This is a genomic window from Kitasatospora sp. NPDC092039 (assembly GCF_044756065.1).
Classification (GTDB): Bacteria; Actinomycetota; Actinomycetes; order Streptomycetales; family Streptomycetaceae; genus Kitasatospora.
The window spans coordinates 603,266-628,378 of sequence record NZ_JBIVSD010000003.1 but is presented as its reverse complement, the minus strand read 5'-3'; the positions used below and the strand labels follow the sequence as shown (position 1 = coordinate 628,378).

General features: G+C 71.0%; 25 protein-coding genes. 1 reads left to right on the top strand and 24 read right to left on the bottom strand.

The annotated features are described in order from the left end of the window. Positions 1–7: 7 nt before the first annotated feature. The 4 genes from ACIQI7_RS09195 to ACIQI7_RS09180 all read right to left on the bottom strand — a co-directional run bounded on the left by ACIQI7_RS09195 (position 8) and on the right by ACIQI7_RS09180 (position 3,670). A complete protein-coding gene (locus ACIQI7_RS09195) occupies positions 8–967 on the bottom strand; it encodes a LysM peptidoglycan-binding domain-containing protein (RefSeq protein ID WP_401106706.1) in 960 nt (319 codons plus the stop codon). Between the two features lie 112 nt (positions 968–1,079). Continuing rightward, entirely contained in the window at positions 1,080–1,622 is a 543-nt protein-coding gene (locus ACIQI7_RS09190) for a hypothetical protein (protein ID WP_401106705.1), read from the bottom strand. Positions 1,623–1,809: 187 nt separating this feature from the next. Then, positions 1,810–2,901, bottom strand: coding sequence for a hypothetical protein (locus ACIQI7_RS09185; RefSeq protein ID WP_401106702.1), 1,092 nt, complete (start codon positions 2,899–2,901; stop codon positions 1,810–1,812). Positions 2,902–3,088: 187 nt separating this feature from the next. Next, positions 3,089–3,670: a hypothetical protein gene (locus ACIQI7_RS09180; RefSeq protein ID WP_401106699.1), complete on the bottom strand. Its 582-nt coding sequence runs from the start codon at positions 3,668–3,670 to the stop codon at positions 3,089–3,091. Between the two features lie 680 nt (positions 3,671–4,350). Between ACIQI7_RS09180 and ACIQI7_RS09175 the strand changes: the two genes are divergently transcribed. Beyond that, on the top strand, positions 4,351–4,539 hold the full coding sequence (locus tag ACIQI7_RS09175; protein ID WP_401106696.1) for a hypothetical protein: 189 nt from the start codon (positions 4,351–4,353) through the stop codon (positions 4,537–4,539). Between the two features lie 151 nt (positions 4,540–4,690). Here ACIQI7_RS09175 and ACIQI7_RS09170 read toward each other — a convergent pair whose 3' ends face one another. From ACIQI7_RS09170 to ACIQI7_RS09075, 20 genes are all read right to left on the bottom strand, one after another. Beyond that, the gene (locus ACIQI7_RS09170) at positions 4,691–5,179 is read right to left on the bottom strand and encodes a hypothetical protein (RefSeq protein ID WP_401106694.1); all 489 of its coding nucleotides are present in this window, start codon (positions 5,177–5,179) and stop codon (positions 4,691–4,693) included. 103 nt (positions 5,180–5,282) lie between these two features. Then, the gene (gene folE, locus ACIQI7_RS09165; RefSeq protein WP_401106691.1) at positions 5,283–5,876 is read right to left on the bottom strand and encodes a GTP cyclohydrolase I; all 594 of its coding nucleotides are present in this window, start codon (positions 5,874–5,876) and stop codon (positions 5,283–5,285) included. Beyond that, entirely contained in the window at positions 5,873–6,607 is a 735-nt protein-coding gene (locus ACIQI7_RS09160; protein ID WP_401106689.1) for a 7-carboxy-7-deazaguanine synthase QueE, read from the bottom strand. Before ACIQI7_RS09160 ends, folE begins: the two co-directional genes overlap by 4 nt. Continuing rightward, positions 6,604–7,077: a 6-pyruvoyl trahydropterin synthase family protein gene (locus ACIQI7_RS09155; RefSeq protein ID WP_401106686.1), complete on the bottom strand. Its 474-nt coding sequence runs from the start codon at positions 7,075–7,077 to the stop codon at positions 6,604–6,606. Before ACIQI7_RS09155 ends, ACIQI7_RS09160 begins: the two co-directional genes overlap by 4 nt. Continuing rightward, positions 7,074–7,433, bottom strand: coding sequence for a hypothetical protein (locus ACIQI7_RS09150; protein WP_401106683.1), 360 nt, complete (start codon positions 7,431–7,433; stop codon positions 7,074–7,076). The genes ACIQI7_RS09155 and ACIQI7_RS09150 overlap by 4 nt, the downstream gene beginning before the upstream one ends. Further along, positions 7,430–8,365 (bottom strand): hypothetical protein, encoded by a 936-nt coding sequence (locus ACIQI7_RS09145; RefSeq protein WP_401106680.1) that lies wholly within the window; start codon positions 8,363–8,365, stop codon positions 7,430–7,432. Before ACIQI7_RS09145 ends, ACIQI7_RS09150 begins: the two co-directional genes overlap by 4 nt. Further along, a complete protein-coding gene (locus ACIQI7_RS09140) occupies positions 8,362–9,261 on the bottom strand; it encodes a hypothetical protein (protein WP_401106677.1) in 900 nt (299 codons plus the stop codon). Before ACIQI7_RS09140 ends, ACIQI7_RS09145 begins: the two co-directional genes overlap by 4 nt. Beyond that, the gene (locus ACIQI7_RS09135) at positions 9,258–10,100 is read right to left on the bottom strand and encodes a hypothetical protein (RefSeq protein WP_401106675.1); all 843 of its coding nucleotides are present in this window, start codon (positions 10,098–10,100) and stop codon (positions 9,258–9,260) included. The genes ACIQI7_RS09140 and ACIQI7_RS09135 overlap by 4 nt, the downstream gene beginning before the upstream one ends. Before the next feature lie 443 nt (positions 10,101–10,543). After that, positions 10,544–11,650 (bottom strand): hypothetical protein, encoded by a 1,107-nt coding sequence (locus ACIQI7_RS09130; protein WP_401106672.1) that lies wholly within the window; start codon positions 11,648–11,650, stop codon positions 10,544–10,546. Between the two features lie 246 nt (positions 11,651–11,896). Continuing rightward, positions 11,897–13,132 carry a recombinase RecT gene (locus ACIQI7_RS09125; RefSeq protein ID WP_401106670.1) on the bottom strand — a complete coding sequence of 412 codons (1,236 nt, stop codon included), beginning with the start codon at positions 13,130–13,132 and terminating at the stop codon, positions 11,897–11,899. 684 nt (positions 13,133–13,816) lie between these two features. Beyond that, complete coding sequence (locus ACIQI7_RS09120; RefSeq protein ID WP_401106668.1) at positions 13,817–14,200, bottom strand: hypothetical protein; 384 nt, start codon at positions 14,198–14,200, stop codon at positions 13,817–13,819. Further along, entirely contained in the window at positions 14,197–14,886 is a 690-nt protein-coding gene (locus ACIQI7_RS09115) for a hypothetical protein (RefSeq protein WP_401106665.1), read from the bottom strand. The genes ACIQI7_RS09120 and ACIQI7_RS09115 overlap by 4 nt, the downstream gene beginning before the upstream one ends. Positions 14,887–14,903: 17 nt before the next feature. Then, positions 14,904–17,732, bottom strand: a complete 2,829-nt coding sequence (locus ACIQI7_RS09110) for a hypothetical protein (RefSeq protein WP_401106662.1) — start codon at positions 17,730–17,732, stop codon at positions 14,904–14,906. A gap of 13 nt (positions 17,733–17,745) precedes the next feature. Beyond that, complete coding sequence (locus ACIQI7_RS09105) at positions 17,746–18,573, bottom strand: hypothetical protein (RefSeq protein ID WP_401106661.1); 828 nt, start codon at positions 18,571–18,573, stop codon at positions 17,746–17,748. Then, the gene (locus ACIQI7_RS09100; RefSeq protein WP_401106658.1) at positions 18,573–22,199 is read right to left on the bottom strand and encodes a hypothetical protein; all 3,627 of its coding nucleotides are present in this window, start codon (positions 22,197–22,199) and stop codon (positions 18,573–18,575) included. The genes ACIQI7_RS09105 and ACIQI7_RS09100 overlap by 1 nt, the downstream gene beginning before the upstream one ends. Beyond that, a complete protein-coding gene (locus ACIQI7_RS09095) occupies positions 22,192–22,455 on the bottom strand; it encodes a hypothetical protein (protein WP_401106655.1) in 264 nt (87 codons plus the stop codon). The genes ACIQI7_RS09100 and ACIQI7_RS09095 overlap by 8 nt, the downstream gene beginning before the upstream one ends. Before the next feature lie 5 nt (positions 22,456–22,460). After that, positions 22,461–23,051, bottom strand: a complete 591-nt coding sequence (locus tag ACIQI7_RS09090; protein ID WP_401106652.1) for a hypothetical protein — start codon at positions 23,049–23,051, stop codon at positions 22,461–22,463. 188 nt (positions 23,052–23,239) lie between these two features. Next, complete coding sequence (locus tag ACIQI7_RS09085; RefSeq protein WP_401106650.1) at positions 23,240–23,482, bottom strand: hypothetical protein; 243 nt, start codon at positions 23,480–23,482, stop codon at positions 23,240–23,242. A gap of 132 nt (positions 23,483–23,614) precedes the next feature. After that, entirely contained in the window at positions 23,615–24,085 is a 471-nt protein-coding gene (locus ACIQI7_RS09080; RefSeq protein WP_401106647.1) for a hypothetical protein, read from the bottom strand. Between the two features lie 345 nt (positions 24,086–24,430). Then, on the bottom strand, positions 24,431–25,000 hold the full coding sequence (locus ACIQI7_RS09075) for a hypothetical protein (protein WP_401106644.1): 570 nt from the start codon (positions 24,998–25,000) through the stop codon (positions 24,431–24,433). Positions 25,001–25,113: the final 113 nt, after the last annotated feature.

The following is a 25,113-nucleotide window of genomic DNA, read 5'->3' as shown; positions in this document are numbered from 1 at the left end:
TTGCGCCCTACCGGGCCCGCAGTCCGTGAGCCGTCTGGTAGGCATACAGCCACGTCAACGGCCCGGTCAGCCCGTCCGCCGGCCCGAGGTCGCCGACGTAGTGCTCCTGGAGGGCCGCGACCTTCTCGAGGTCCAGCTGCTCCATGTCCTCGCTCGGCCCGACCCGGTACGGCGGACCCCAATCGCCCGCCTCGAGCCAGCTCTGCAGCTGACGGGCGTACGGGCTGTGCGCGCCCAGCACGAAGTGCTCGCGCCCCGGGAACGGCGGGGCCGGGATCTGGAGCTGCTGCCCGACCTGGATCAGATCCGGGTTGGCGATGCCGTTGAACGCCGCGAGCTGCGCCACGCTGGTCTCGAACCGACCCGCGATCGCGCTCAGAGTGTCGCCCGGCTGCACGGTGTAGACGCCGGCGCTGTCGCCCGACGGCTCAGGCGCGGGCGTTCCGCCACCACCGCCGGGCCGGGGGGCGCCGCGCTGCACCCAGGAGTACAGCTCGTCCCCCGGACACTTCGTCGCGTAGCCGTCGCGGTGCCCGCGGACCTCTCCGCCAGCACCGCCCTGCGCCCGGCAGTACTCGATGGCGTCCACCAGGCCGTCGAGCATCGCGTCGGTCGGCGAGGTGATTCCCGAAGTGCCCAGCATCGCGCAGACCGCGTAGTGCGCGCCGTTCAGCGTCGGGTTGCCGTTCGCCCCGTTCCTGCGGCCGAGGCCGCGCCCCTCGAACACGTACCCGTGCGGGCACACCATGAACGAATAGGCGATGTCGATCCAGTCCTCGTTCGGATCGTTGATGTGGGCTCGCTGGATGTCGCGCACGTGGCCGGCGCACCGGCCGTGATCGCCCAGCAGGCCTGCCGGCACGGCGGAGCCCTCGTAGTGGACCTTGACGCCCGTCGTGGAACTGATGCGGGTGAAGGAGCCGGTGGGCGCGGCCGCGCCCCACTCGGAGCGGGAAACGAGCTTCATCGGCTCGCCTCCCGCCCACGGTCGCCCCGGTTGGTGATCGGCACGGTTTCCTCCCAGTCGGGTGGTTGGTGTGCCGGGACGCTAGGCCGGGCCCATCGTTAAGGTCGCGCCGTCAGTTGGAGCTCTGCTCGGCCAACACCCCGTCGGCGTAGACGAATCGGCGCTGCCGCTGCCGTCCAACCACAACGAACAGCGGGACCACGCCGCCTCCCTCGGCCAGCGTGACCCCCATGAGGTAGCTGGACGCGATGACCATCACCCATTCCTCGGGCCTCTCCAGCGTGAACCCGACCGGCACGGTCGCGTCGTCCGAGATTCGCCGCTCGCTCGCTCGACGGGCGTGGGGCCGGGCGATGTGCGGGCACAGCGTGAGCGCCGCCTCCGCGCAGTCCTCGTGCATCGGGGGGTCGGAGTAGTGGCCGCTCTTCGCCGACACCGGGCCGCCGAGGAACGCGGCCGGGCCTTCCAGCGGGCGCCCGCAGAGCGAGCACCGGTGCAGGCCGGCCATCTTCAGGGCCATCGCACCGTTGAGAACAGCGAAGTCCGGGCAGCCGTCCGGGCGCTCGTTGACGACAGGGATCGGAAGGCCTCGCCGCAGGTCGCGCGGTCGCTGCGCGAGACCGGGTGGCAGGTCGGGCAGAGTCGGGTTAGGCATCGTGTCCTCCAAGGGCCGCCCCGTTCGCGGCGGGCTCGGCAACGGCAGGTCCGCCGACACCACGGCCCGAGGGCGTTCCCGGCCCACGGATGGCCCGGGAAGCGCGCCCCCGCAGGGAGCGGGAGCGGGCCCTCGGTGCGACGGACCACGCCACCCTCCCCACCACCGCCAGAACCGGACAACACCCTCACCTCACAGGCCGGATGATGCCTTCGGGGGCTTCCCCATCCGCGTCGAGCAGGTCCTCCGACACCCAGTACGGCTCGATCAACCGCGAGTCGGACAGCGTCTTGCCCGGCCCGTACCAGACGATCTTCATGTGTCCGGCCCGCAGGTGGGTGTACTGCCTCCAGCCCCCCGCCGCGCCGTTGCCGCCGGCGCGCTGAGCGGCGCTGCGCCGCGCTTCCTGGGCGCGTACCCGGGCGGCCTTCAGGCGCGGGCCGAGCCGCCAGCCGAGGCGCAGGAAGGTGTCCGGCTTGTTCCAGCGCCGCTGCTTGCCGGGTTTGGCGGCCTTGCCTCGCGGCGGAGGCGGAGAGGCGATGTCCGCCTTTGAGGAGCACAGATAGACGGCGACCTGCAGAGCCCTCGTCACGATCGCGCACTGCGCGTCGGTCGGCGCCGTCCGGCCGCCCTTGCGGGCGATCCTCAGCGCGAGGTCCTCGGCGGTGAACTTGTCGCCAGTCCTGGCGGGGATCGTCAGGTGGCAGAACTCCAGCAACGGTGTCGTACCGCCGGGCGGAGGGGACAGTGGGGAGCCATCCTCGGCGAGCGGTTCGCAGATCACGGCAACGGCGATCTCATCCATCCGGTGGTCGCTGGTCAGGCACAGCAGCTTGTCTGGGGTGCGCCGCCCGCTGAAGAGAATCGCCAGCAGCCTCCCCCTGCCACCGCCTCCCGCGTTGAGTTCCATCGTGGGCGGCTCGGCGAAGACCACCATCAGGTTGACGTAGCGTGCCAGGTTGCGGAACAACTGCCCCGGCAGGGTGCCGAGCCGGTAGGTCGCCAGCTCCGACGCCATGTCGGGGTGCATCGCGGCGACGTTCTTTCCCTTCGCCCACAGCCTCCACAGCGCGGCCAGGGTGGTCATCTGCCGCACCTCGGAGAGGCTCAGGATCTCCTGCGGAACAGTGCTGAGCACGACGCCGCCGTTGATCGCGTAGTCCGGCACTTCCCCGAGGCCGACGCTTTGCAGCACACGGTTGGCGGCCGTCAGCTCGGCGACGACCTTCTCGGCCACCGCCGCGGTGGCCCGGCCCAGTTCAACGTCCTTGCTCGCCATGCGGACTCTCCCCTGTCCCACTTTGGGCCTGTTTGACCCGACTGCGCCCACACTCGCCAAGGGAGCACAATGGGGACAACAGCCCCATATGGCCGAGAAGTTGGAGCGAACGGTCGACATGAACCCCGGGCCGATCACGACCGGAACTGGTCAGCTCGCGGGGGAACCGACCCCCCTCGCCTCAGCCCTACGAGCCCTCCACCAGCTCTGCGTCGACCACCGCGGCGTCCTCCTCCAGCTCCGCCGCAAAGTCCTCCCGGATCTTGGCCAACCGGGCCGCCAGCCGCTCGACTCCGACCCCCTGGTCCACCGAGGCCGCCGGCAGCTCGCCGCCGCCCGCCGGCGCAACCTCGATCCGAGCCTGCGCCGCCCGGCCGAACGTCTCCGGCGCCAGGCACGCCAGGAGGAACTGGGCCGCCCTCCAGTCCGGCTGCGCGAAGTCCCGCTCGACCTGCACAACCCGCTCGCCGGTCTCCGGGTCGCGCACCGTCCGAGTGCGCTCCCGCACCACATGGCCGCCTGTCGCAGCCTTCCGCACCAGCAGCACCAGCTGCGCCTTGCCCTCGCTGCGCGCGCGCGTGAACCTGTCGCGGAACTCGCAGAACGGCTGCTCCCCGACCCGGGCCCGCAAGCCCGCCTCCCGCCGCTGCTGCTCCTGCTCCCCACGCTCCAGCCACCGGTACACGGTGCTCGGATGAACGCCGGCCATGGGCGCCGCGTCGCTGACTGGAACGCCCGCCCGGACCGCGTCCAGGAGTCGCTTCTCCACCTCGGGATCAAGGGCTGGGCGGCGACCGCGGCGACTACTCACACAGCCGAAAGTACGACGAACCCCAGGCCAACGACTTGTCGACACCCTCGGGCGCCCAACCCGCAAGCACCGGAGACTAGGCGTTTAGGAGGTTAACAATGGCAATCTAGCAATCCCCCAAAAATTTAACACCCCTCCAGGAATAAGCTTAAGCGTGATCGCATTTTCCGGAGCGGAATAATATAAACTATTAGCAGCAAATCTAGGGAAATCCAAGGCGGTCGCGCGCATTACCCTAGCCGGGAAATGTATTAGGCTTCCCGTTTCGCTTTGTCAATTAACCAGTGAGGTCATTTATGGAATGCCATTTAGCAAACTACCCTCGACCCCAAAGGCCGCTCACCTGTATCAATTCACCTAGACAAGCGGTGCCGCTGTGGGCGACAAGGCGTGTAAGCCGGGGCAGCAAGCGCGCCACCCGACCATGGAGACGCGAGCCCTGGAGGCCTCTGGAGCTCTAGGCGCATTGCGCCTAGACAGCCCTCAGCTGGAACGATTCGTGAGGGGACTTTCTTGATTTGGCGAGACGTCAGCCATGTCCCTAGTATCGGGGCGCGGTGCGGGTCACCCTTAAAGGGAGGGTGACCCGCGCGCTCCGCAATGCTGCCCTCATTTAGCAGAAAGGGAACACGCCCATCATGACACAGTTCAAAGGCTCTGCGCCGCCTTCGGCGGTGGACCGGCCGGTCACCTGGCGGGACCTCGCGGTCTGCGGCCACGGCGCGCTGACGACCGCGAGCCTGCACAACCAGGTCGGGTGGCCGACGACCACCTCAGCGCTGATCGGGCTCACCGGCCCCGTCCTGTGGTCCATGCTCCGCCGGTAGCACGGCCTCGGCCTCAAGCCAGCCAGTGGACGGGGCCCCCAGGCAGCGTGCCCTGCGGTGCACTGCCCGGCTGGCGGTCCCGCCCGGGTGAGCACCCTCGCGACTATGCGAGGGCGCCCACCCGGGGGCCCGATACGGCCGGAGCAGGTACTCACGTGAGGACCTGGCCGCCGGCGGCCCGGCCGAGGTTGTAGGCGATCTCGTCGTACGCCGTGCCGGTCGCCCCGCTGAGGACGGCGGGCAGGACGGCCGCCCGGATCGTCAGCCCGGAGTCCTCGTTGATGAGGTCACCGAACTCGGGGGTGCCGATCGTCGTCTGGCGGGGGCCGTCCTCGGCCTCCCAGACCGTGACGACGGGGGCGTTCGCGGGCAGGTCCGCGAGGAGGCTGTACAGGCGCGACACCGTCATGGCGTGGTCGTCGTCCGCGCCGACCTGCGGGAGGGCGATCACGGGCACGCGGCGGCCGGACTCGTCGCGCACCGGCGCCTTCACCGGCCATCCCAGCGGGGTGCGGCCGGAGCCCTCCGGCCCGGGGCAGTCGGCGATGACCAGCAGGTCATCGGGCATCACTCCCAGGAACGCGCGGAGGTCGCCGACCCGCAGCGCGGTGGCGGGCAGGTCGAGAGGAACCCTGAGCATCATCGTTGTCTCCTTGACGTGGGCGGCCGGGATTCGCGGTCCCGGCCTGGCCCTGCCATCCTCCCGCGCGAACTGGCCTCTTGGGCACAACTCCCTTGCCACGTCAGGTCGGTGGCGGAACAAGGGCGAGCACCTCAGCGCGGCGGGCCAGGTCGGCATGGAGCGCCCCCGTCAGGTGGCTGGTCACCATCGCGGCACCGTGCGCGCGGGCGCCGCGTGCAGTCATGCAGGCGTGCTGGGAGCGGATCAGGCAGGCCGCGCCCTGGATGTCGAGGTGCGCGCCGAGGGCGTCCACAACCTGCTGACCCAGCCGTTCCTGGACCTGCGGCCGGGCCGCGAACTCCTGAACAAGGCGGGCGAGCTTGGACAGGCCCACGATGCGGGCGCCAGGAGCTGGCAGGTAGGCGACGGTTGCCCGGCCGTGGAAGGGCAGCACGTGGTGCTCGCAGAGCGCGTCGAAGGGCACGTCAACGGCGGCGATCAGCCCTGCCCGTTCTCCCTCCGGCGGGAAGGTGACGGCCAGGTGCCGGGCCGGGTTGAGGCGAACGCCGGCGGTCAGCTCAGCGAGGGCCTTGGCCATGCGCCGGGGGGTGGCCGAGGTGGCCTCGGTGTCGCAGCGGATGCCGAGGGCGGCGAGCAGGCCGGCGGCGTGCTCGGCCGCGCCGTCCAGGTCGACGGTGTGGGCGGGGGTGGTCATCGGTTGCGTTCTCCAGGCCACAGCAGCACGTGCTGCCGCATCGTCAGGTTCCAGTCGCGCGCGATCACGTCGTCGGCCAGGGCCCGGGCGACGTCGAGGGTGCGCTCGGCGGTGGTCCCTTCGGGCATCACCCAGGTCGCGTGCGGGGGTATGCGGAAGCGGTCGACCAGGTCGGCGATCTCTTCGAGGTCGTCCGGGCCTGCGGCGACGAACTTGAACCGGGCGCGGCCGCGGTGGGCAAGGTCGGCGAGGACCTCCAGGGCGTCCGGCTTGATCCGCCGCTCCTCCGGCATGCCGGAGTTCGCCAGCTTGGGGCTGACGTTGAAGGCCAGTCTCGGCACGCCGAGACTGACGGGCTTCGGCTCCAGGGTGCCGTTCGTCTCGATCTCCACGCGGCGGGTGGTGTACCGCAGCACGGCCATCAGCGAGCGCCAGGCGTCGGTGCGCTGGTGCAGCAGCGGTTCGCCGCCGGTGATGACGACGATCGCGTGCGGGTGCGCGGCAGCCCACTCCGCCAGTTCGACCACTGGGACGCGGCGGATCTCCTGCCGCAGGTCGTACCGCTTGCCGTCCCAGGTGTACGGGGTGTCGCACCACGTGCAGCTGAGGTTGCAGCCGCCCAGGCGCAGGAACAGGGCCCGCTGGCCAGCCGTCGGCCCTTCTCCCTGGATGGTGGGCCCGAACATCTGGGCGACCGGCAGGCCGGCGTCTGGGACGACGAGGGCGCTCACGGGGCAGCCGTCCAGGAAGCGGCGTTGACGGCGGTCTCGGACACGCCGACATGGGAGACGTACGCGCCTGCGGCGCGCGGCAGGGTGTGCAGGGCCTCCGTCGCGACGCGGGCCAACAGGTCGGCGACGGCCTCCACGCTCGGCCAGCCGAGGTCGGCGGCGTGCTGCTCCTGCTCGGTCGGGTCCTCGGCGCCGAAGCGGAACAACTTGCTGCCCTGCCCAGCCAGGACCGCGGCGAGCGGGTCGTTGGCGCCGAGCATGGTGCCGTGGTCGAGGAAGGTGTCGATCCACTCCCGCAGGGCTCGCTTGAACGCGCCGAACTCCACGACGGTGCCGGCCGCCAGCACCGGAGCGGTCACGGTGACCTCGACCAGCCAGGAGTGTCCGTGCAGGTTCTCGCACTTCCCGGCGAGGTGCGGCAGCCGGTGCGCCGTCTCGAAGTTGTGGCGAACGGTGATCGCGTGGCTCACTGCTGCTCCCCCGTGTCGACCAGGTGCACAATCGCGCCGGCCTCGCCGTCCTCGGACACCGCGACCATCGTCACTCGCAGGTCGACGCTGTTCAGGTGCTCGGCGAGGGTGCGTGCCAGGGTCTCGCACGAGGCCGGGCCGCACTCTCGGGCTCCCGGGCCCCACCAGCCGCGGATCAGGTCGCCCAGGTCGTGGAACTCGATGTCTCGGTCGTCGTGGGCAACGGCGACCGCAACCGTGATGTGGAACAGGTGACGGTGCCGGGCCCGCAGGTAGGAGCGGTGGTCGGGCGCGGCGGGCCAGTGGTGGAACCCGGGCAGCTCGACTTTGGCCCAGACAGTGGCAGGTGGCGTCACGAGGATCGTGCCTCCGGTTCGGTGAGCGGCGGGTAGGACGGCTGGCCGAGCAGCTCGTCGCGGGTGGTGCGGGCGAGCCGCCACACGGTGGTGGTGGCGTCGACGGTCTGCGCGCACATCAGGCAGCAGGCGGTGCGGCCGCGGGTGGGGTGGGCGGGCTGGTCGAGGTCGTACGCGAAGCCGCGGTTGACCACGCCGACCTTGCGCAGCAGCGCAGAGTCGACCCGCACGTCGGGCCAGCGCAGAGGGCCGAGCCAGGTGGATGAGTCGCAGGAGTCCGGGGGGACGGCCAGGCACCACTCGTTGACCGTCAGGCCGAGGACATGCACCCACAGGTCCGGGTACTGCCGGTGCCGTTCCCACAGGGTGTGCAGCAGGCGCAGCCGGACAGGCGCCGGCGCCTGGACGACGTTGCCGAAGCAGATCCGGTCGTACTGCTGCGCGAGCTCGTCGAAGTAGTCCCAGCCGTCCACGAGCGGGTGGTAGACGGGGATCGGCGAGAGGCCTTCGCCCTCGAGGCGGGCGCGGGTGCGGATCTTGTTGTCCCGGCCGCCCTGGTCCAGCTCGATGTAGCCCCACAGCCGGTCGCCGTGGCGCTGCACCAGTTCGACGTACCGGGCGAACAGGTCATCGAAGCCGTCGATCTGCTCCGGGGCCAAGCGCAGGGCCTCGTCCATGGAGACGCCGTGGGCCCGCTTGTACTGGTTGGTCAGCCAGAAGATCCCCGAGTCGAGCAGGACGCGGTGCCCGGCGTCCAGCAGAGCGACCAGCCGGCGTTCGTGGCCGGCGGTCAGCAGGTCGTTCGTGGCAAGCAGCGCGTAGTGCGGGTAGTGCTCGGAGTCCCCGGCCGCGAAGTACAGGTGCCGGTCTGCCGGGTCGAACGCGCCGCCACCGGTGCGCTTCACTGCGGCGGGCTGGTAGATCGGGCTCATCGCTGCGCCCCTTCCAGCACCGTGCCGCCGGGGGCGCCGGTCAGCTCTTGGACGCGATGGGCAGCGTGCCGCCAGCAGGTGCCCAGCGCCGTCGCGGCGTCCGCGCACAGCCGGGCGGCGGCCTGGTAGGAGCCGCTGTCGCCCGGGGCGTAGCGGAAGCCTGCGGGCAGGTTGCCGACGCGGCGCAGCATTGAGGTCTCGATCCGTTGGTGGTTCCAGCGCAGCGGTGCCAGCCAGGACGAGGAGTCGCAGGAGTCCGGGGCCAGCGGCAGGCACCACTCGTTGGCGGTCAGGCCGAGCGCGTGAATCCACAGGTGCGGGTACCTCTGGCGGCGCTCCCAGATCGTGTGCAGCAGCCGAAGCCGCACCGGAGCCGACGCCTGGACGATGTTGCCCACGCAGATCCGGTCGTAACGCTCGGCCAGCTCATCGAAGTAGTCCCAGCCGTCCACCAGCGGGTGGTACACCGGGATCGGCGACAGACCGAGCCCCTGAAGGGCTGCTCGCTGCGCCCGCTTGTGCAGCAGGCCGCCCTGGTCCAGCTCGATGTAGCCCCACAGCCAGTCGCCGTACGTGCGGGCCAGGTGGATGTACCGCTCCCGCAGTTCCTCGAACCCGTCGATCTGCTCAGGGGCGAGCGCCAGGGCCTCGTCCATGGAGACGCCGTGGGCCCGGCTGTGCCGGTTGGTGAGCCAGAAGATGCCGCTGTCCAGCAGCACCCGGCATCCGGCGTCCAGAAGGTCACGCAGCCGCTTCTCCTCGGCATGGCCCATCAGCTCGTTGACGGCCGTCAGCACGTGCGGGCCCGCGTTGAACTCCCCGCCGCCCGCGGTGAAGTAGAGGGGCCTCTCGTCGCGGTCGAAGGTGCCACCGCCGGTCGGCACGACCGCCGTCACGACTCGTCCAGGAGCGTGGGCGCCTCGCCGCTGATGCGCTCCCACTTGTCCAGGAGGTGACCGGCCAGGTAGCGCTCGGGCTGCACCATCACCAGGCGCCGGCCGAGAGCCCGGTCCGCGAACGGGGCGAGCGGGGTGGGGTAGGGCAGGAAGAGGCTGCCCTCGATGAGCAGCGGGGTCCACTGCGGCCAGCCGTCGAAGACCTCGGCGACGACCAGGCGGTGGTCGCCGAGCTCCCACACCTGCCCGGTCTCGACCTGGTGCTCGGGCTCCCCGACAGTAACGCCGGCCAGGGCCAGAAGGTCGCCGCGGGTGGGCTGATCGGGTTCGGCGGCGCCGTCGTCCGTGTCGTCCGCGTCGTCGTCCGGGCCGTCCGGGGTGACCTCGGCGAGCATGGCGTCGATCTGGGCGTGGTCGAACCCGGTGGCGGCGAACAGCGCCGGGTCGACCTGCTCCAGGTCGGACAGCATCGCGGCCAGGCCCTCGCCGTCCCAGCCGCCGACGGTGGTCAGGTGGTTGGAGGCGATCAGGTAGGCCTCGGCGTGAGCATCGTCGCGCGATGTCCAGCCGCGTACGACGGGAACGGTCCATGTGCCGTCGGCGGTGACGACGACGCCTTCCGGGGCGGCCTTGCCCGCGTCGCGGCGCCGCGCCAGGGTTTCGTAGCGGCCGTGGCCGGCCACCAGGCGCCCGGTGCGCTCGTCCAGCAGGCCGGGCTCGGTGAAGTCGAACTGCTCGACGGAACGATCCAGCCCGTCGTCGTCGTGGCCCTTCGGGTTGCGAGCGGCGGGCCGGATCTCGTCCAGCGGCGTGTAGTCGATGTAGCGGGGGGCTGCCATGAGCGGGGAACCTAGGCGGCTGCCCGGGTTAGGTCGCGTCGACAACTTCCGGTGTTGGGGCTGGGGTTCAGTCTCCAGTCGGTCGGGCAAGCGAACGATGCAGGTACCGGGCACGTATCGGGCCGAGTGGGCCGAACGGATCTCCGTACTCGGCGACCATCTGCTCGTAGATCGGTGCGCCGAGGCCTTCGGCGGGCTGCACCGGCACGAGGTGTGCGGCGGGTCGGAGAGCGGGCGGCCGCTCGGTGAACCAGGGCGAGCGAGGCACAACGGTCGCGGGGTCGTACGGGCTGGTCACGGTGTTCCTCTCAATGTGCTTGCGATGCGCGGACGTTAGGTCAGCCGACAGACAACGGCGCCGTTCGACGTCCGGGGTGGGACTGGCCAGGCGTAGGCACGGAGCGCCTGGCCAGGAGAAGCGATGCGCGCCGCGTTTGGCGTCCTTACCGGCTTCCACGTACTGGTGGGGCTCCGCGCTTGGCGGCGCGCACCCGACGGACCTGGGTGCTGCCGGGCGTGCGGGACCGCTTGGTCGGGTAGTCGAGCTCCTGCAGTGCCGGCCGCTCGTTCGGCGGGAGGTCCCAGAACGCCTCGAGCTGCCTGACGCGTCCTTGATGGTCCGGCTCAGGGTCCTTGAGCCGCCCGGCGGTGCGCACGTACTCGTACTCGCCGTAGGTGTCGGGCGCGACCCCGTCGAGCAGCGCCTTGGCGACGTTCTGCGCCTTCTCGGCGGCGGACTTCGCGGCACGGTGTCGGTCGTACTCGCCCAGGGCCCATTCGATGTCGGCCTTGTCGGTAACGAGGGTGTACGACTCGGGCGAGCGGCCGGCGGCCTCGGCTTCAAGCATGTTCCAGCAGTGGGTGCGGGCCGGGCAGTACCGTCGGCAGATCACATCGGTGCTCGGCCCGGACCGGTCCCGGGGCAGGGCAGTGCCCAGGTCGAGGGCCGTGGCGATGGCGGTCAACCGGCCGAGAGCCCGCCGGGCGGCCTGCTCGTCGAACGGGCGGGTGAACTCCTCGTCCTCACCGCTCTTGCGCTCGAAGTAGACGATCCGCACCTCCACCACGTGCTGGCCCTCCAGGTGGAGCGCCAGCGCGTAGAGCTGGCCCTGCTCCCACTCGGTCTCCGGTGGGCCGCTCTCCCCGACCAGCGACCACTTCCAGTCCCCGGCGGTCTTGTAGTCGTACAGCACGCCGGTCACGGGGTCGTACTCGTCGTAGCGGCTTGGCCGGTCCAGGCCGGGCAGGGTGACGGTCTGCTCGTACAGGCGCCAGGGGTACAGGGCGCGCCGGCGGCGCGACACCGAGTCGTGGATCAGGGTTCCGGCCCGGGCCGCGCGCCGGTCCACAGGGGCCGGGACGTAGCCGGGCGGGGGGTTTTCCCGGTACCAGATCGCGCGGCGGCAGGAGCTGGTGTCGGAGGCACCGATCGACCACTGGCCGGGCTGTTTGGGGCGGCGGGAGCGTCGGCGGCGGCCGGTGCGCTCGGACGCCGCGAGGTCGTCGCCGAGCCGGGCGTGGGCTGCCGTCTGGGCCCGTTCGAGGAGCACGTCGGCCGAGTCTCGGCGGTAGCGGGCGCAGTTGGTGGAGGGATGGCCGCCGGAGCGCTTCTGTCCCCGGTGTGCGTGACGGGGCGCGCCGCAGCGGCACGGTAGGGGGCTGGGGCCGATGAGACGGGCGCGGGCAAGCTGGCGGGCTTGTTCGATGAGAGGCTGCATGTGGTGTCCGTGTGGGCAGGCCGCAGGGCCACGCGGCCGGGGCGCGGCCCTGCGGGTGGAGTAAGCAGGCGGAGCGGGTTAGCCCTCGCGGGCGTCCTCTCTGCTCCACACGGTGGTGTCGGGGTTGAGCCGAACCAGAAGGCCGCCGGCCTCGACGTGCTCGGCCGCCTCGGGGAGGGGCCCCAGCGCGGATACGACGTAGGGGCGCAGCTCACCGAGCAGGACGGCAAGCTGCCCGCCGGTTGCCTCATCAAGGCCAGTACCCGTCGCCTTCCGCCACCGGTAGGTGATCTTGGCGACGGTGCTGCCCATCGCGGAGGCGTAGGCGCGCAGTTCTTCACGCAGCTCATCGGCGGTGGGGGCGTCGTCCGCCGGTTCCTGCCGGGTGTCGGCCGGCTCCCTCTCGGGTGCGCCCTGCTCGGTGGCTCCGTCGGCCGCCTCGGGGGCGGAGGTGCTGACCACCGTGCCGGGGATGACGGCACCGGACTGTTCCTGCGATCGGGCCTCACGTCGGCGCGCTGCTGCTGCTTCGCGCTCCAGTTCGCGCTGGGCGGCGTCGGCCTGTTCCATCTCGGCGTGCTCGTAGATGTTCACCAGCTCGCGGGGGAAGGCGATGCGCCACGCCTGGGCCTCCGCGACCTTGCCGATCATGTGGGCGCCCATCGTCGGCCACTGCCCGGTCAGGATGCGCTTGCCGGTCTTGTAGCCGTCGCCCGTGACTGGGTCGTTGCGCCATTCGTCTCTGCCGACGGCGAACTCGGAGAAGACGGCGACGGCTTGGGTGACTGTCGCGTCCCCGGCGATGCTGCGGTGCTCGATCCGGCACATCGCGGCGGCGGGCGGCTGGTCGTGGAGCCACACGTCGACCCAGCGGCGACGGTTGATGCCGTCCTCGCCCTGCATCCACCACTTCGGGTCGTCTTCGGGTCCGGTCCAGAACGGGCCGACCCGACGGATGAATCGGCCGGTGCGCTGCCCGGTGTGCCGGAACCCGTCGATGCCGGTCTGCGCGGTGTAGTACAGCTCGTCCTGCTTGCCCACCTTGCGCTTGCGCTGGATGTAGTAGATCTCGCGGCGGAAGGGGTCCAGGCCGGTGGACTTGCAGATGTGGAAGAACGCGACGAGGTCGTGCGTCGGGGCGTTGGCGAGGCCGATGGTGGCGAGGGCTGCTCGCTGGGCCTTCGTCCAGAACCGCTGTTCGCCGGTGATCTCCAGGACCTGGTCGGCCGTCTCGATGGTCATCTCCGCGCGGTTGTCCGTCAGCGGGGTGACCTGTTCGGTCGCGGGGGGTGATTTCTGAGCTGGTGCTGTCACCTCAGGGTGCCTTCCTTGTCTCCGTGGCGGCACCGGGGTTCGCAGGCCCCGGCGTGGCTGCCTGCCTCCACCCTCCCGCCAGCCGGGCCTACGTGGGAACACCCCACCACGTGGCCAAGTCGGCTGGTGATACAGGAGATTAGGAAGTGTGGCCGCCGGGCCCGCGGGTTGCGAAGCCGCCCGGGTCCGCGCGCTCCCCTTGATAGGAGACAGCCCCGAGGGGCTTGTTGCCAGAGCACGCGGCCGGTCGGCCCGGCGGCCACATCATCACTCTAGGGTAGCGCTGGCCGTAGACACAGGGCCGGGGCCGGGGCGGGTGATTCAGTGCGGCCAGGTGGCGGCGATCGCGGCGCCGGCAGCGGCCAGGTAGCCGGTGGTGAACCGGTACCGGGCCAGTAGCCTGGCTCGGGGGGTTACTCGCGTGGTGGCCGTTCGTCCCTTGACAGCGCGGCTGGCAGCCCCGCGAGGGTCAGGCCGGTGATGACCACGCTCGGGTCGACCGGCGGGGTCCACGTCTCCCTCACGATCACGACCGCTCCGAGCAGGAACAGCATCAGGTCCCGGATCGTCTTCCAGCCGGTGATCTCGCTCCATCTGGTCCTCCGTCGGTGTCGTCGGCCAGCGGGAGGGTGCTGGTCGTCCGGGTCCCGGTTCACAGCGGGGGACGGTAGGGCGCGACGGTGTCTACGGTCGCGTCGAGGCGCTGGCTTGCAGTTCAGCGACGGTGGCTTCGAGTTCGGCGATCCGCCGGGCCTGCTCGGCTTCTCGCGCGGCGCGCACCGCGTTCTCCTCGTGCGCGAGGGCGAGTTGCGCCTGCACCTGGCCCCAGGCCTCGGCCATCTGGGTGCGCAGCCGGGTGATGTACGGCTCGGCGTCCACAGTGATGGGCGCGACGTTGTGTTCCATGATCGGTTGTCCTTCGGGTTTCGGTTGAGGGGGACGGGCGGCCGCCTTCTGCAGGTGTTGGAGTCCCATTCGGAGGAGGGCGGCTTCGGCGGGGGTGAGTCGGCGGCGGTCGGCGGTGCTGAGCAGGCGGTCGAGCTGTTCGGGAGTGGGGTGGTCGATCACGCCGTGTCGTCTCCGTCGCGCTGCTGCGCTTCGTCACGTCGGGGCACGGCTGCGTCCCACACGGAAGTGGTGAAGTCCTCCGGGGCGGAGCGCGCGGTGGTGCTGCCGGAGGACGGCTGCGGCCGGGCGAGCTGCTGCCGGGCCTGTTCCACGAGTTCGACCTTGGCCGCTACGCCGTGGGACGTGATGCCGTGGTTGCGGCGGATCTCATCGAGGGGGTCCGGTGCGGCCCGCGCTGGCGCCCCGCGGAGCTTTCCCGGGGCGGGGCCGGCGGTGACGGCGACGCGGGTTCGCTTGATGTGCGCGATCCGTTCGAGGTGTGCCTGACGGGCGGTGGCCCGGTCGGGCGCGTTGTGCAAGGTGATGGGCACGGTGTCCCCCGCGGTGAGACCGTGCACCGCTTGCGTGGCGGGGGCGGTGAGGCCCTTCGCGGCGGCCGGGTCGGTGTCACGGTTCTCGAGCGGGTCCGGGACGAACGGCTCGTGGAGCAGTATGTCGAGTATCTGGTCGATGCCGGCCGGGGTGGTGTGGTCGATGTCGTACTCGGCCGCCCGCCACTCCAGCGAGGAGGCTGGGAAGAGTGTGATGTGGTGCTCTCCGTCCGGCCGTTGCTGGCGCACGGCCCAGCACTGCGTCGGTCCGACGTTGATTCGGACCGCGGAAAGTACCCGGTACTGCTCGGGCATGGTGATCTCCGTTCCTGTCAGATGCGGTAGCACCAGAAACCGACGGAGCCGTCGGTACTGGCGGCGGCGAGGGTGGTGGTGAAGCCGGTGAGGCTGGATGCGGTGACCTGCCACGCTCGGATCGCCTGCCAGTCCCGCAGGGTGACGATCGGTACCATCGGCGACGTCATCGTCGGTCCGTAGGAGAGCGACATGGCCGTCCAGTTGGTCATCCCCACCGTGCCGGTGAACAGGCCGCGGTCAGGCTTGGTGTACCAGTAGTTCGGGAAAGTACCGCTGTACTGCAGCGCCGAGCTGTCGAGCCACAGTTCGCTGTAGCTGCCGTCCTCGTTGCGCCGGCCGAACTGGGCACCTGCCTGCGATGCGATCACATAGCCGTGGAGCGTGTCCTCGACGGTGTAGGCGAGCGCGGCGCCTTCGCCCGCGTTCATACGGACGGTGCCGCCCCACGGCTTCTGGGTGTCGGTGCGGATGGTCTCCAGTGCGGAGCTGTACTCGGTCAGGTAGAGCCGGTAGGCCGTTGGCTGCCCGTTGTGCGGGAAACTCCCGCTGTTCAGCCCGATGTACGCCGCGCCGTTGTTCCCGCCGACCGCGTTGATGAACGCGTAGTTGTTGCCGTCGGTGGGGAAGAAGCGGATCTCCGGGAGGCCTCCGCTGGGGTTGATCTCGATCCGCTGCCCGGTCGTTCCGCTGGAGAGGCCACCGACGATCCGCACGTCGCCGGTGGAGGCGGAGACGGAGACGGTCTTCACCCCGTTGGCGTTCCACGCCTCGAGGCCGCCGGAGTTCAGCTCGACCCGCGCGCCGGTGTCGGCGGTCTTGATGCGGGCGGACACCGAGACGTCCGCGTTGAGCGTGCCGACGGTCAGCTTGCTCGCGGAGACGGTGCCGATGTTGGCGTCCTGGATGGTGGCGAGCGCGATCTTCGCGCCGATGATTGTGGCGTCGGCGAGCTGGGCGGTGCCAATGATCTGGTCTGCGAGGTCGGACCTGATGACGACGGTCGGAGCGGCGGAGGCCTCGGCGGAAGGCTGGGAGGCGTTGCCCGCCCGGTCACGGGCGACGAACTTGACGTAGTAGGTGGTGCCGTAGGTCAGGCCGGTGATCGGGGCGGCGGCCGCTCCGGCGAGCCGGTCGACGATCGTCGCCGCGCTGGGGACGAAGCCGGCTGCCGTGGAGGCGTGCACCTCCAACTCTGCGAAGTCCGCGGGCATTTCCTCGCCCTGCGCCCCGTGCCCGTCCCACACCGCCCGCAGCGCGCCAATCAGCGAGGTCACCGCGGGCTTCGACGGCACCGGGGGCGGCGTGGTGTCGCTGGCGAGGATGATCTCCTCCGACAGCCGCCAGGTGGAGGAGTTCCCGGAGGCGTCCACGGTGCGCACCCGGGCCTGGACACGCTGGCCGGCCGGGAGCTGGTCGTAGTGGGCGATGGTGCCGTTGACGGCCTGTTCCGGGGACCACTGCGGATCCTGCGCCGCGATCCGCAGGCCGGGCAGCAGGTAGGAGACGTAATAGTTGCCGGCGTCGTCGTACGCGGTGCCGTCGGCGTTCTGCGTCACTGCGGGCCAGGACACGGCCAGCGCGGCGTGCTGCTGCCCGTCCCGGTCCAGGTAGGCCCAGGAGCCGAGCAGCACCGCGTCTGGCTGCTTCGGGGCGATGGTGTCGTTGCGGTCGCCAAGCGGCGGCAGCGGCGTGCGGGAGGCCGTCGCGGAGCCGTTGGTGAGGGCGTCCAGCTGCCGCTGCACCCGGATGCGCTGCTCCACGAAGATGTCGTTGAGCTCGAGGCTGCTACTGGGCTGGCCGGAGTCGTCGTACGTGGTGGCGATGGTGCGCACCCGCAGCGGCTCCAGCTCTGTCGGGCTGGTGCGCCGCTGGTCGTAGCGGATGTAGTCCCCGGGCCGGTAGTCGATGCCGGGTCGGTGCTGGGTGGCGGTCGGGTCGAGTTCGATGGTGAAGCCCTCGGCGGCGGCCACCATGCCGCCGAGGGTGACACGGGCGAGTTCGGCCAGGGTGGCGGCATCGGTGATGCCCCCGCGGCCGTCGAAGGCCTCACGGCGGCCGTAGCGGGCCGCGGCGGTGGAGTCCACGACCTCGGCCAGGTTGCCGGCGTCGCCGGCAGCGAGCAGGTGGGAGCGCACCGAGCGGCGGGAGCGCTGCCGGGGGCCCTTCAGCACGTCCCGGCCCAGGTACAGGACGATGCCGGGGTGATCGGTGGCACACACGGTTTCGGGCACGTAGGCGTGCAGGCGGTAGCCCTCCATCCGCACGTCGGCCCACCCCGCGCCGGTGATCGAGGCGACGGTCTTAAGCAGGTCACCTCCGGCGTCGTACTGGACGGTGTACGTCGTGGGCCAGGAGCGGCCGGCGCTGTCGGCGGCGGAGGTGAAGTCCCAGCTGATCTCGGGCAGGGCGCCGCGGGCCTGGGCGCGCTGCAGCAGGGTGGCGAGAACGGCCCCGGGGGTGGCGTTGACGAACGGGAAGTGCGCGTCCAGCCCCTGCACGGCCTTGCCCGGCGTGTGGCCGACCGGGTAGATCACGGCGCGCTCCAGCAGGGCAAGGGCGCCCCGGCACCCGACCTGGACCGGCCGAGCCGCACCCACGTCGTCGGCCGGGTCGTCGCCGTCGTCCTCCAGCAGGTACCGCTCAGGCTGCTCGACGCCGTCGATGACGAGGGAGATCCGCGGGTCGTCCCCGGACAGCAGACCGGCGCCCGGGCCGTTGCGCGGGTAGGTGAAGGTCAGTGCGCCGGGGCCGTTGTGCTCGGCCTGCGTCTTGAGGTCGGCGGGGTAGGGCAGCAGCCCGAGCAGGCTGCCGCTCGGGCTTGAGACGCGCAGGTGGACAGCCACGGTGGTTCTCCTGTCAGGTCAGGTAGGCGCGGCGGCCGGTGACGGCGAGCTGGGTGGTGGGCCCGGTGTTGGTTCCGGTGAGGCGCACGCTTGGCGGCTTGCCGGGGCGGCCGGCGGCCAGGCGCAGGAAGGCCGCCCCGGTGTTGGTCAGGCGCCCCGGGTCGGGGACGAAGCCTCCACTGCCGGTCAGCTGCCAGGTGGCGGCGTCTACGGTGAGGCTCTGCCCGGCGCCGATCTGCCCGGTGTAGGTGAAGGCGTCGCCACCAGTCCCGTCAGTGGTGTCGGTGACGGTCGGGGCGGTGATCGGGCCGGTGAGCAGATAGGCGAGCTGCTCCATGGGCGCGGTGGCGTCGGAGAACGCGGTCAGCGGGAGGTCTTGGGGCACGGGCGTGCCGGGGGCGGTCGCCTGGGTGCTGGTGTCGGCGGACACCCAGTATCCGGCGGGCACGTTGACCTCCAGGCTGATGCGCATGCCGCTCTGGCCCAGCGGCGTCGGGGTGAGCGCGGACAGCACCTCGCCTTCGCAGCGGCGCACCTGGCCCGCGGCAGTGTGCCGTTCGAAGGTGAGCAGCCGGTGCGGGCGGGCGACAGCGCGCAGCAGGTCTTCCCACGCCGCTTCGACGTCCTGCCACCCGCCCTTGGTGGGCGCCAGCCACACGGTGAGAGTGAACTTGCCGGGGCCGTGGCGCTTGGGCCGCCACAACTCCCCGATGCGGTTCGGGACGGTGGCGTTCGCTCCGACGACCGCGGGGGTGCCGATCAGCCCGGCCCGGTACTCGATGTCGCGCACCAGGCCGTCGGTGAGGTCGTAGCCGTCCACCAGCCAGCGCTCGCGGGCCATCAGGCGCTCTCCTTGTCGAACAGGCCGAAGCTCGCGAGCGCGCGCAGCCGGTTGTTGACGGTCTCCCCCGGCGTCTCAGGCTGCGGGTTGGTGATGTACTGCACGATCGCTCCGGGTGAGATGACGGTGCCGATGCACTGGCCCTGGCCGCCGTCGGTGGCGAGCTGGCCGCGGGCGGCGTTGATCGCGCTGACGGCCCCGCCGCCGCCGAGTCCTCTCACGGCCTGCGGCGTCAGGACACCTTCGCCGGGGCTGAGCCGGGCCAGGGCGCTGTCCTGGCCGGGCGCGTAGCCGGGCACCACTCCCCCGGTGGCGTAGCCGCGCACGAAGGCCAGCACACCGTCGACGGCCCGGTTGACCATGCCGCGCAGCATGCCGCCCCACGCGTTGTCAGGCATCCAGTTGAACCAGGACCGCACGGGATTGAGAGCCTTGCCCAGGGCTCCGGCGGCCCAGCCGCGCAGCTTGTCGAACGCGCCGTCTACGAGGCCGCCGAGGAAGAAGCCCTGCACGGGCGCGCCGGCGTCTGCGAGGCGCCCGGCGCGGGCAGCGTCGTTGAGGGCGGTGATGCCCCCTTCTCCGCCGAGCTGGCGTACGGCCTGCGGCACCAGTACGCCCTCCCCGGGAGAGAGCATGGCGGGCACTGTGTCACGGCCGGGCGCGTAGCCGGGCACGACACCGCCTCGGGCGAACCCGACGGTGAACGACGGCAGCTTGCCGAGCCCGAAGCTGTCGGCGATCCAGTTCCAGGCCCGCCTGATCCCGCCGTCGTAGACGGTGTTGACCAGGAAGCGGATAGGCGGGGCGAAGATCCCGGTGAGCTTGCCCCACGACCAGGCCGCGAAGGACACCATGCTGTCGAGCGCGAAGCGCACGCCGTCGGCGAGGCCGCTGATCGCCCCGTTGACGGCACTGCGGAACCACTCGGACTTCTGGTAGGCGGTGGTGAACGCCAGCACCAGGGCGGCGGCCGCAGCAACGATCAGCATGATCGGGTTGGCGGACAGCAGGGTCAGCGCGCCGCGAACAGCGCCGATCGCGTTGCCCACGGCCATGACCCCGCCCGCGACGCCGGCGATCGTCAGCAGCGCCGACACGAAGGCGCCCATGCCGGGGATCGACAGCAGCAGCTGCACGGCAGAGGCGACGGCCTGGATGACGAACAGGAACCCGGACAAGGTGTTGCCGAGGCCGCCGAGCTGGGCGGCGATGCCCACGATGGAGGAGAGCAGCCCGAGGAGCTGCTCCCACAGCTGGCCGTTGCCGAGCGATCCGGCCAGCTGCATGACGGCAGGCAGCACCTCGGTGCGCAGCCGGGCGATCAGCGGCGCCAACGCCGGGTTGTTGGTGAAGTTGAACCAGGCGATGCCGAGGGCCGCCACCAGCCGCCCGACTTCCTGCAGCACGGGGACGGTGTTGGCGAAGTACCCGGCGAGCTTGGCCTGGGTTTCACCCTCTCCGGTGAGCGTGCGGAACGACTTTGCTGCAGCAGACAGCGAGGTGAGGAGCTGCTGTCCGGCGGGGGCGGCGGCGCGCCCGATGTTGAAGACGCCGAGGGCGATGTCCCGCAGGATTCCCCACAGCTGCGCGCCGGTGTCCCCGGCACGTTGGAAGAACGCGCTGAGCTGACCGCCGTCGCGGCGGGCCTGGATGAACGCGGCGGCCAGCGCGAGACCGCGTTCAACGGCACGGGCGAGGCGTTCCAGCAACGGTGCGGCGGCAACCGTGATGTTGCGCAGCCCGTCGGCCGCGCTCAGCCCGGCGTTCGCCAACGAGCCGATGACCCGAGTGTTGGTCGAGGCGACCTGCGCCAGGTCCGCCCGCCACGGTCCGGAGGTGGCCATCTCCGCGCCTCGCAGGGCGGCCTGCCCGAGTACCTGACCGGTGTCACCGATCGCCCGGTTGAAGATCGGTAGCAGGGTGAGGCCGCGGCTGATCGCTATCTCCAGAGGAGGCAGCAGGGCTCCCTGCGCGGTGTCCCGCAGCCTGCGGAGAGCCGGCTGCACCGTGCCGGAGATGAACTGGGCGAAGCGCCGTCCCGCCGGGGAGAGTGCGGCGAGTGCCTGCTCAGCGGCGCTGGCGGCCCCGGCAGCAGTGTTCAGCGCCTGGGACTGGTCCCGCACCGCGCGGGCGACATCCCGCTGGGCGTCCGCCACCTGCTCGGCGGAACGCAGCTGCTGGCCCTGCGCTTCGCGGACGGACTTGTCGAGGTCGGCGTGCGCATCCTGGACCTCGCGCAGAGCCTGAACGCGGGCGCGGGCAGACTGCTGCTCGGCGTCCTCGACGCCCCGGACCGCATCCTGCTCGGCCTCCTGGGCGCGGGCGAGCTGTTCCTTCGCGGAGGTGACCTGGTCACTGCCCTCGACACCCTGCTGGTTGACCTTCTTGACATCCTCGGCGAGCCGCCGGTTGCGGATACGAACGTCCTCGAGCTGGTTGACCGCCTCCTGGTAGGAGATCTGGGCTTCACGCCGGTCCGTCTCCGACGAAAACGGAGAGACGTTGACCTGGTTGAGCCGGGCGCGGGCCTGCTCTAGGGAGAGCAGCGCCTTCTGCTCTTCCAGGGGCCCGCGGGCCGCGTCCCGGTTCAGGTCCTCCAGGGTGCGCTGCGCGGCCTGCCGGGCGTCGTTCAGTGCCTGCTGCGCCTGCGCGGCGGCCTGGTGGGCGCGGGTGACCGTGAGTTCCGCCGCCGCCAGCTGTCGGTCGGCGGCGGCAACCGATGCCGCCGCCTGCTCTTGGACATCGGCCAGACGGCGCCGGGACTGCGCGACCTGTTCGGCGCCGCGAAGCGCCTGCTCGTCGCTGTCGCGTTGGGCGGCGCCGAGACGGCGCTGCGCGTCCGCCACCCGATCGGCGGCGGCTTGCCGGGCCTGCGCGGAAGCGGACGAGGCCCCGGCAGACTGCTTGTCCGCCTGGCCGAGTGCCTTGACCGCGGCACCAATGCCGCTGAACGCGGCCAGCAGGGTGCCAGCGCCCTGCACCGCGGCGGTCGCCGCGCCAGGAAGGGCACCGAGCAGACCGACCGCAGGCGCGGCGGCCGCACCCATCGCGAACAGCCCGGCGGCGACCTGGGTGAGGGCCTGGCCGAGGGCGAGCGCCCCGGAGGCCATCGCGGGCAAGCGGACCAGCCCGGCGACGGTGGAGCCGAGGCCCTGTGCCGCTTGGGCCAGCCCCCCGCTGCCACCGCCAGCGTTGATCGGGACGTCGACCGGCCGGGACGCGAGGGTGCGGAAGGCCACGAGGCGGCTGGTCGCGGCGGCGGTATCGACGTCGACCCTCACGCGCACCGACAGGCCGGCCAGCGCTTCCTCGACGCGGGAGCGCAGCCCGGCCGTCTCGACGTCGAGGTCGACCTTGACGCTGGCCGCGGCCGCTTCGACAGCAGCCCGGACGCGTTCACGCAGCCCAGAAGCGTCGAAGTCGACCGCGACCTCGATCCGGGCGCGGGCGGCCTGCGCAGCAGCTTCGACGCGCTCGCGCAGCCCGGAGGCGTCCGGGTCCAACCGGACCTTGGCCCGCAGGTTGCGCACTGCCGCATCGACGCGCGCTCGGGCATTCGCCGCGAACCCCGACGAGTCGGCGACGACCTCGACAACGAGACGGCCGGAGTCGATCTCCTCAGCCACGGCTGGCCGCCTTCCCGCTGCGGCGCAGCACGGCGACCGCGCGGGCCATGCCCTGCACGTCCCGCTCGTACTCGCGGCCAGCGCTCAGGTGGGCCGGACGCGGCAGCTCGACCGGCCGCCGCAGGCGGTGCTCCGCCGCCACCACCGATACCAGCTCGACCAGCTGCGCCAGCAGTTCCTGCGTCAGACCCCAGCGGTCAGCACCGATCTCCGCCCCATCTCGCCGCAGCAGGGCCTCGGCAGGCAGCCCCCGCATCAGGGTCAGGAAGCGCCGGGTCCCGACGAATCCAGGGTCACCGGGCCGTCGCCAGACACCGCGGGCGTCGAGATGGTAGTACCGCTGGAAGTCGGCTTCGAGGTCGTCCCAGCGCCCGAAGGCGAGCCGGACGGCCCCATGAGTTCCCCCAGGCTCCCACCCGGGAAGTACTTCGCCCAGACGGCACGCACCAGCTCAAAGATGTCCGGGTGGCTGGGGCGCTGCTCCATCAGCCGGGCAAACCCGTCGTGTCCGAGCAGACGGCGGCCCATCTCGGCGGCCGCGGCGAGCAGGTCGGACGGCAGGCTCGGCTCCGAGCCGAGCACGTCCACGATCAGGCTCGCGGCCTCGGACTGCTCGTCGCCCTGTGTCTGCGCGGCTTCCACCAGGGAGCGCAGCAGCAGCGGCAGGTACGGGATGCCGATCAGCGGCTCCCACACCGCGAGCGGCAGCTCGGCCGGCAGCATCGCCACGGTGGTGCCCCCGAAGATCAGCGGCTCCTCGCCGACCGTGTACTCGGCCTTGGCGAGAAAGGCCTTCTCGGCAGCAGCGGCCAGACGGCGCTCACGAGCGGCGTCCAGGTCAATCCCGACCACGTCGGCTCCTCGGTCTGTCGGCAACGGAACGCCGCAGACCGTAAGAGCCGACGCCGGTTAGCGTCGCGCCCAACACCGAGTGCAGAGAGCAGCACGGGTGCGGTTGTAGACCGCGATCAACCCGGGCAGGACCGCCGGCGTACCGGCGGCCCCTCCTACGGGTTAAGTGGTAGCGCTGGGCACGGTGGCTAAGCTCGCCGGGCCCTCCACCAGCGCTCGGCGACCACGAACAGGGAAACCTCGGCCGTCAGCAACATCACCTGCCCGGCCGACAGGCCCTGGACGGTTCCGTACACGAGGACGCTGAGGAGGACCACCGGAAGGCCGTCGGTCGCGGCCCGGTCCCGGACGGCCTGTGTGATCCGGCCGGGCAAGACGTACTCGGAGGAGAGCACGTGGCTCTCCTGGGAACGACGCGCGATAATGCTCACTGGGTACCTTTCTGGCTTGGTTCAGATGGGTACTGCAACCGCCACCCCTCGCTGGTAGCCGTCGGAAGCACTGCGAGGGGTAGGCGGGGTTCTTAGGAGCGAAGTGTCAGCTTGCACTCCATGGCACGGTCGCTAGTCAACGGACATGTTGACCGCATCCCAGACGTCCCGGAAAGCCTGCCCGAAACCGGCGAGGAACTGATCACTGCGGTAAGGGCAGTCCTCCTCCCCCGGTGGGGCCAGCTCGGCACGGAATACCTGGAAGAGAGCCAGGTGCCACTCGGATGGCCAAGACCCCGACCGGCAGGCCGTCATGTACTCCACCTCAGCACCACCATCCTCCGGCCGATGCTCCACGCGCGAGTGGACGGACAAGAGGTAGGAGATGTTGAACTGCCGCCGTTCGAGCCAGAGCACCCAGTCCCAGGGCGCCTGCTCGGCCAGCTCGATACCCGCGCGGTACCCGTCCTCGTAGTCCTGCCGGGCCGCGGCTCGGAACCGGTTGGCCGCCGCCGCAATGCGAGCTTTCGCCCACTCCGGACGGTCTAGCTTTTCAGCCTCCGGAGCGAGGAGCGCCAAGCCCTTCTGCACGAGCTGACTCACGCTGTCGTGCTGATGGAGGGCCTGTGCTCGCCCAAGGAGTGCGTCCGGGATAGAGACCGATACTTTCGCCACACCCCGAAAGTATCACTCACTGGGTACGACTACAAGCTAGCGAAAAGTCGCACTGGTTAGGTAGCACTAGGCGGATCGGTCGAGTCATACCGGCCGGCCGTCCCGCCTCACATCCAGCCCACCGCAAACACGGCGATGCCCCGCCCGGGGGGATCGGACGGGGCATCATGGGCCGGGCTGGCCCCAGGGGGGGTGGGCTGCCCGACGTGATCCACAGTAGGCGCAGGGGTTGCGAATGGGCACAGCCCAAACACCACTACCACCACGGGTAGTTCAAGCTGCTGCCGGGGCGAAGCCGGGGTCGTCGGTCAGGTCGTACCACGGGTCGCCGGCCTCGCCTCCGATCACCTTCAGCTCCAGCGGCAGTGTGCTTTCTGCGTCGTTGGGGTACTTCTGGGCCACCGATGCGACCTGCTCGCACAGCGGCACGATCCGCCGGTAGTGCTTCACGCCGTCGATCAGCTCAACTACCGCCGCGAACTGCTTGCGCCCGCCCACCTTCGGCGGGTTGAACCGGTAGAAGGTCTTGCCGTTCTGGGTGACGCTCGTGACCTCGCCACCGCCGTACACCGCGATGATGTTGCCCGCGTTCCACTCCTGAAGCTCGACCTTGATGGTCGCGGCGTCCTCGGTCTGGATGGTGCGGGCCGCGTACCGCAGCTGATGGGACTTGAGATCTTCGAACTTCGGGTCGGTGTTCCACTCCAGGCTGCTCGGTTTGAACAGCCCGGCCTCCTTCCAACCGGTCGGCATCGCCGTCACCGGGTCCGTGGGCGCGGCCGTACCCGGCGCGGCCAGGTACAGGCGGGCCATCTGGGCAACGAACATGCTCTCCGCGGGCACAGCCGATCCTCCTCAACACGGGCAGGCAGGGACGTGCTGGACCGTAGGCCGCTGCGAGCAGTAGCGTCGCGCCGTCGCCGCGCGTGAGGCTGTCGCACAACTCGCGCAATGCG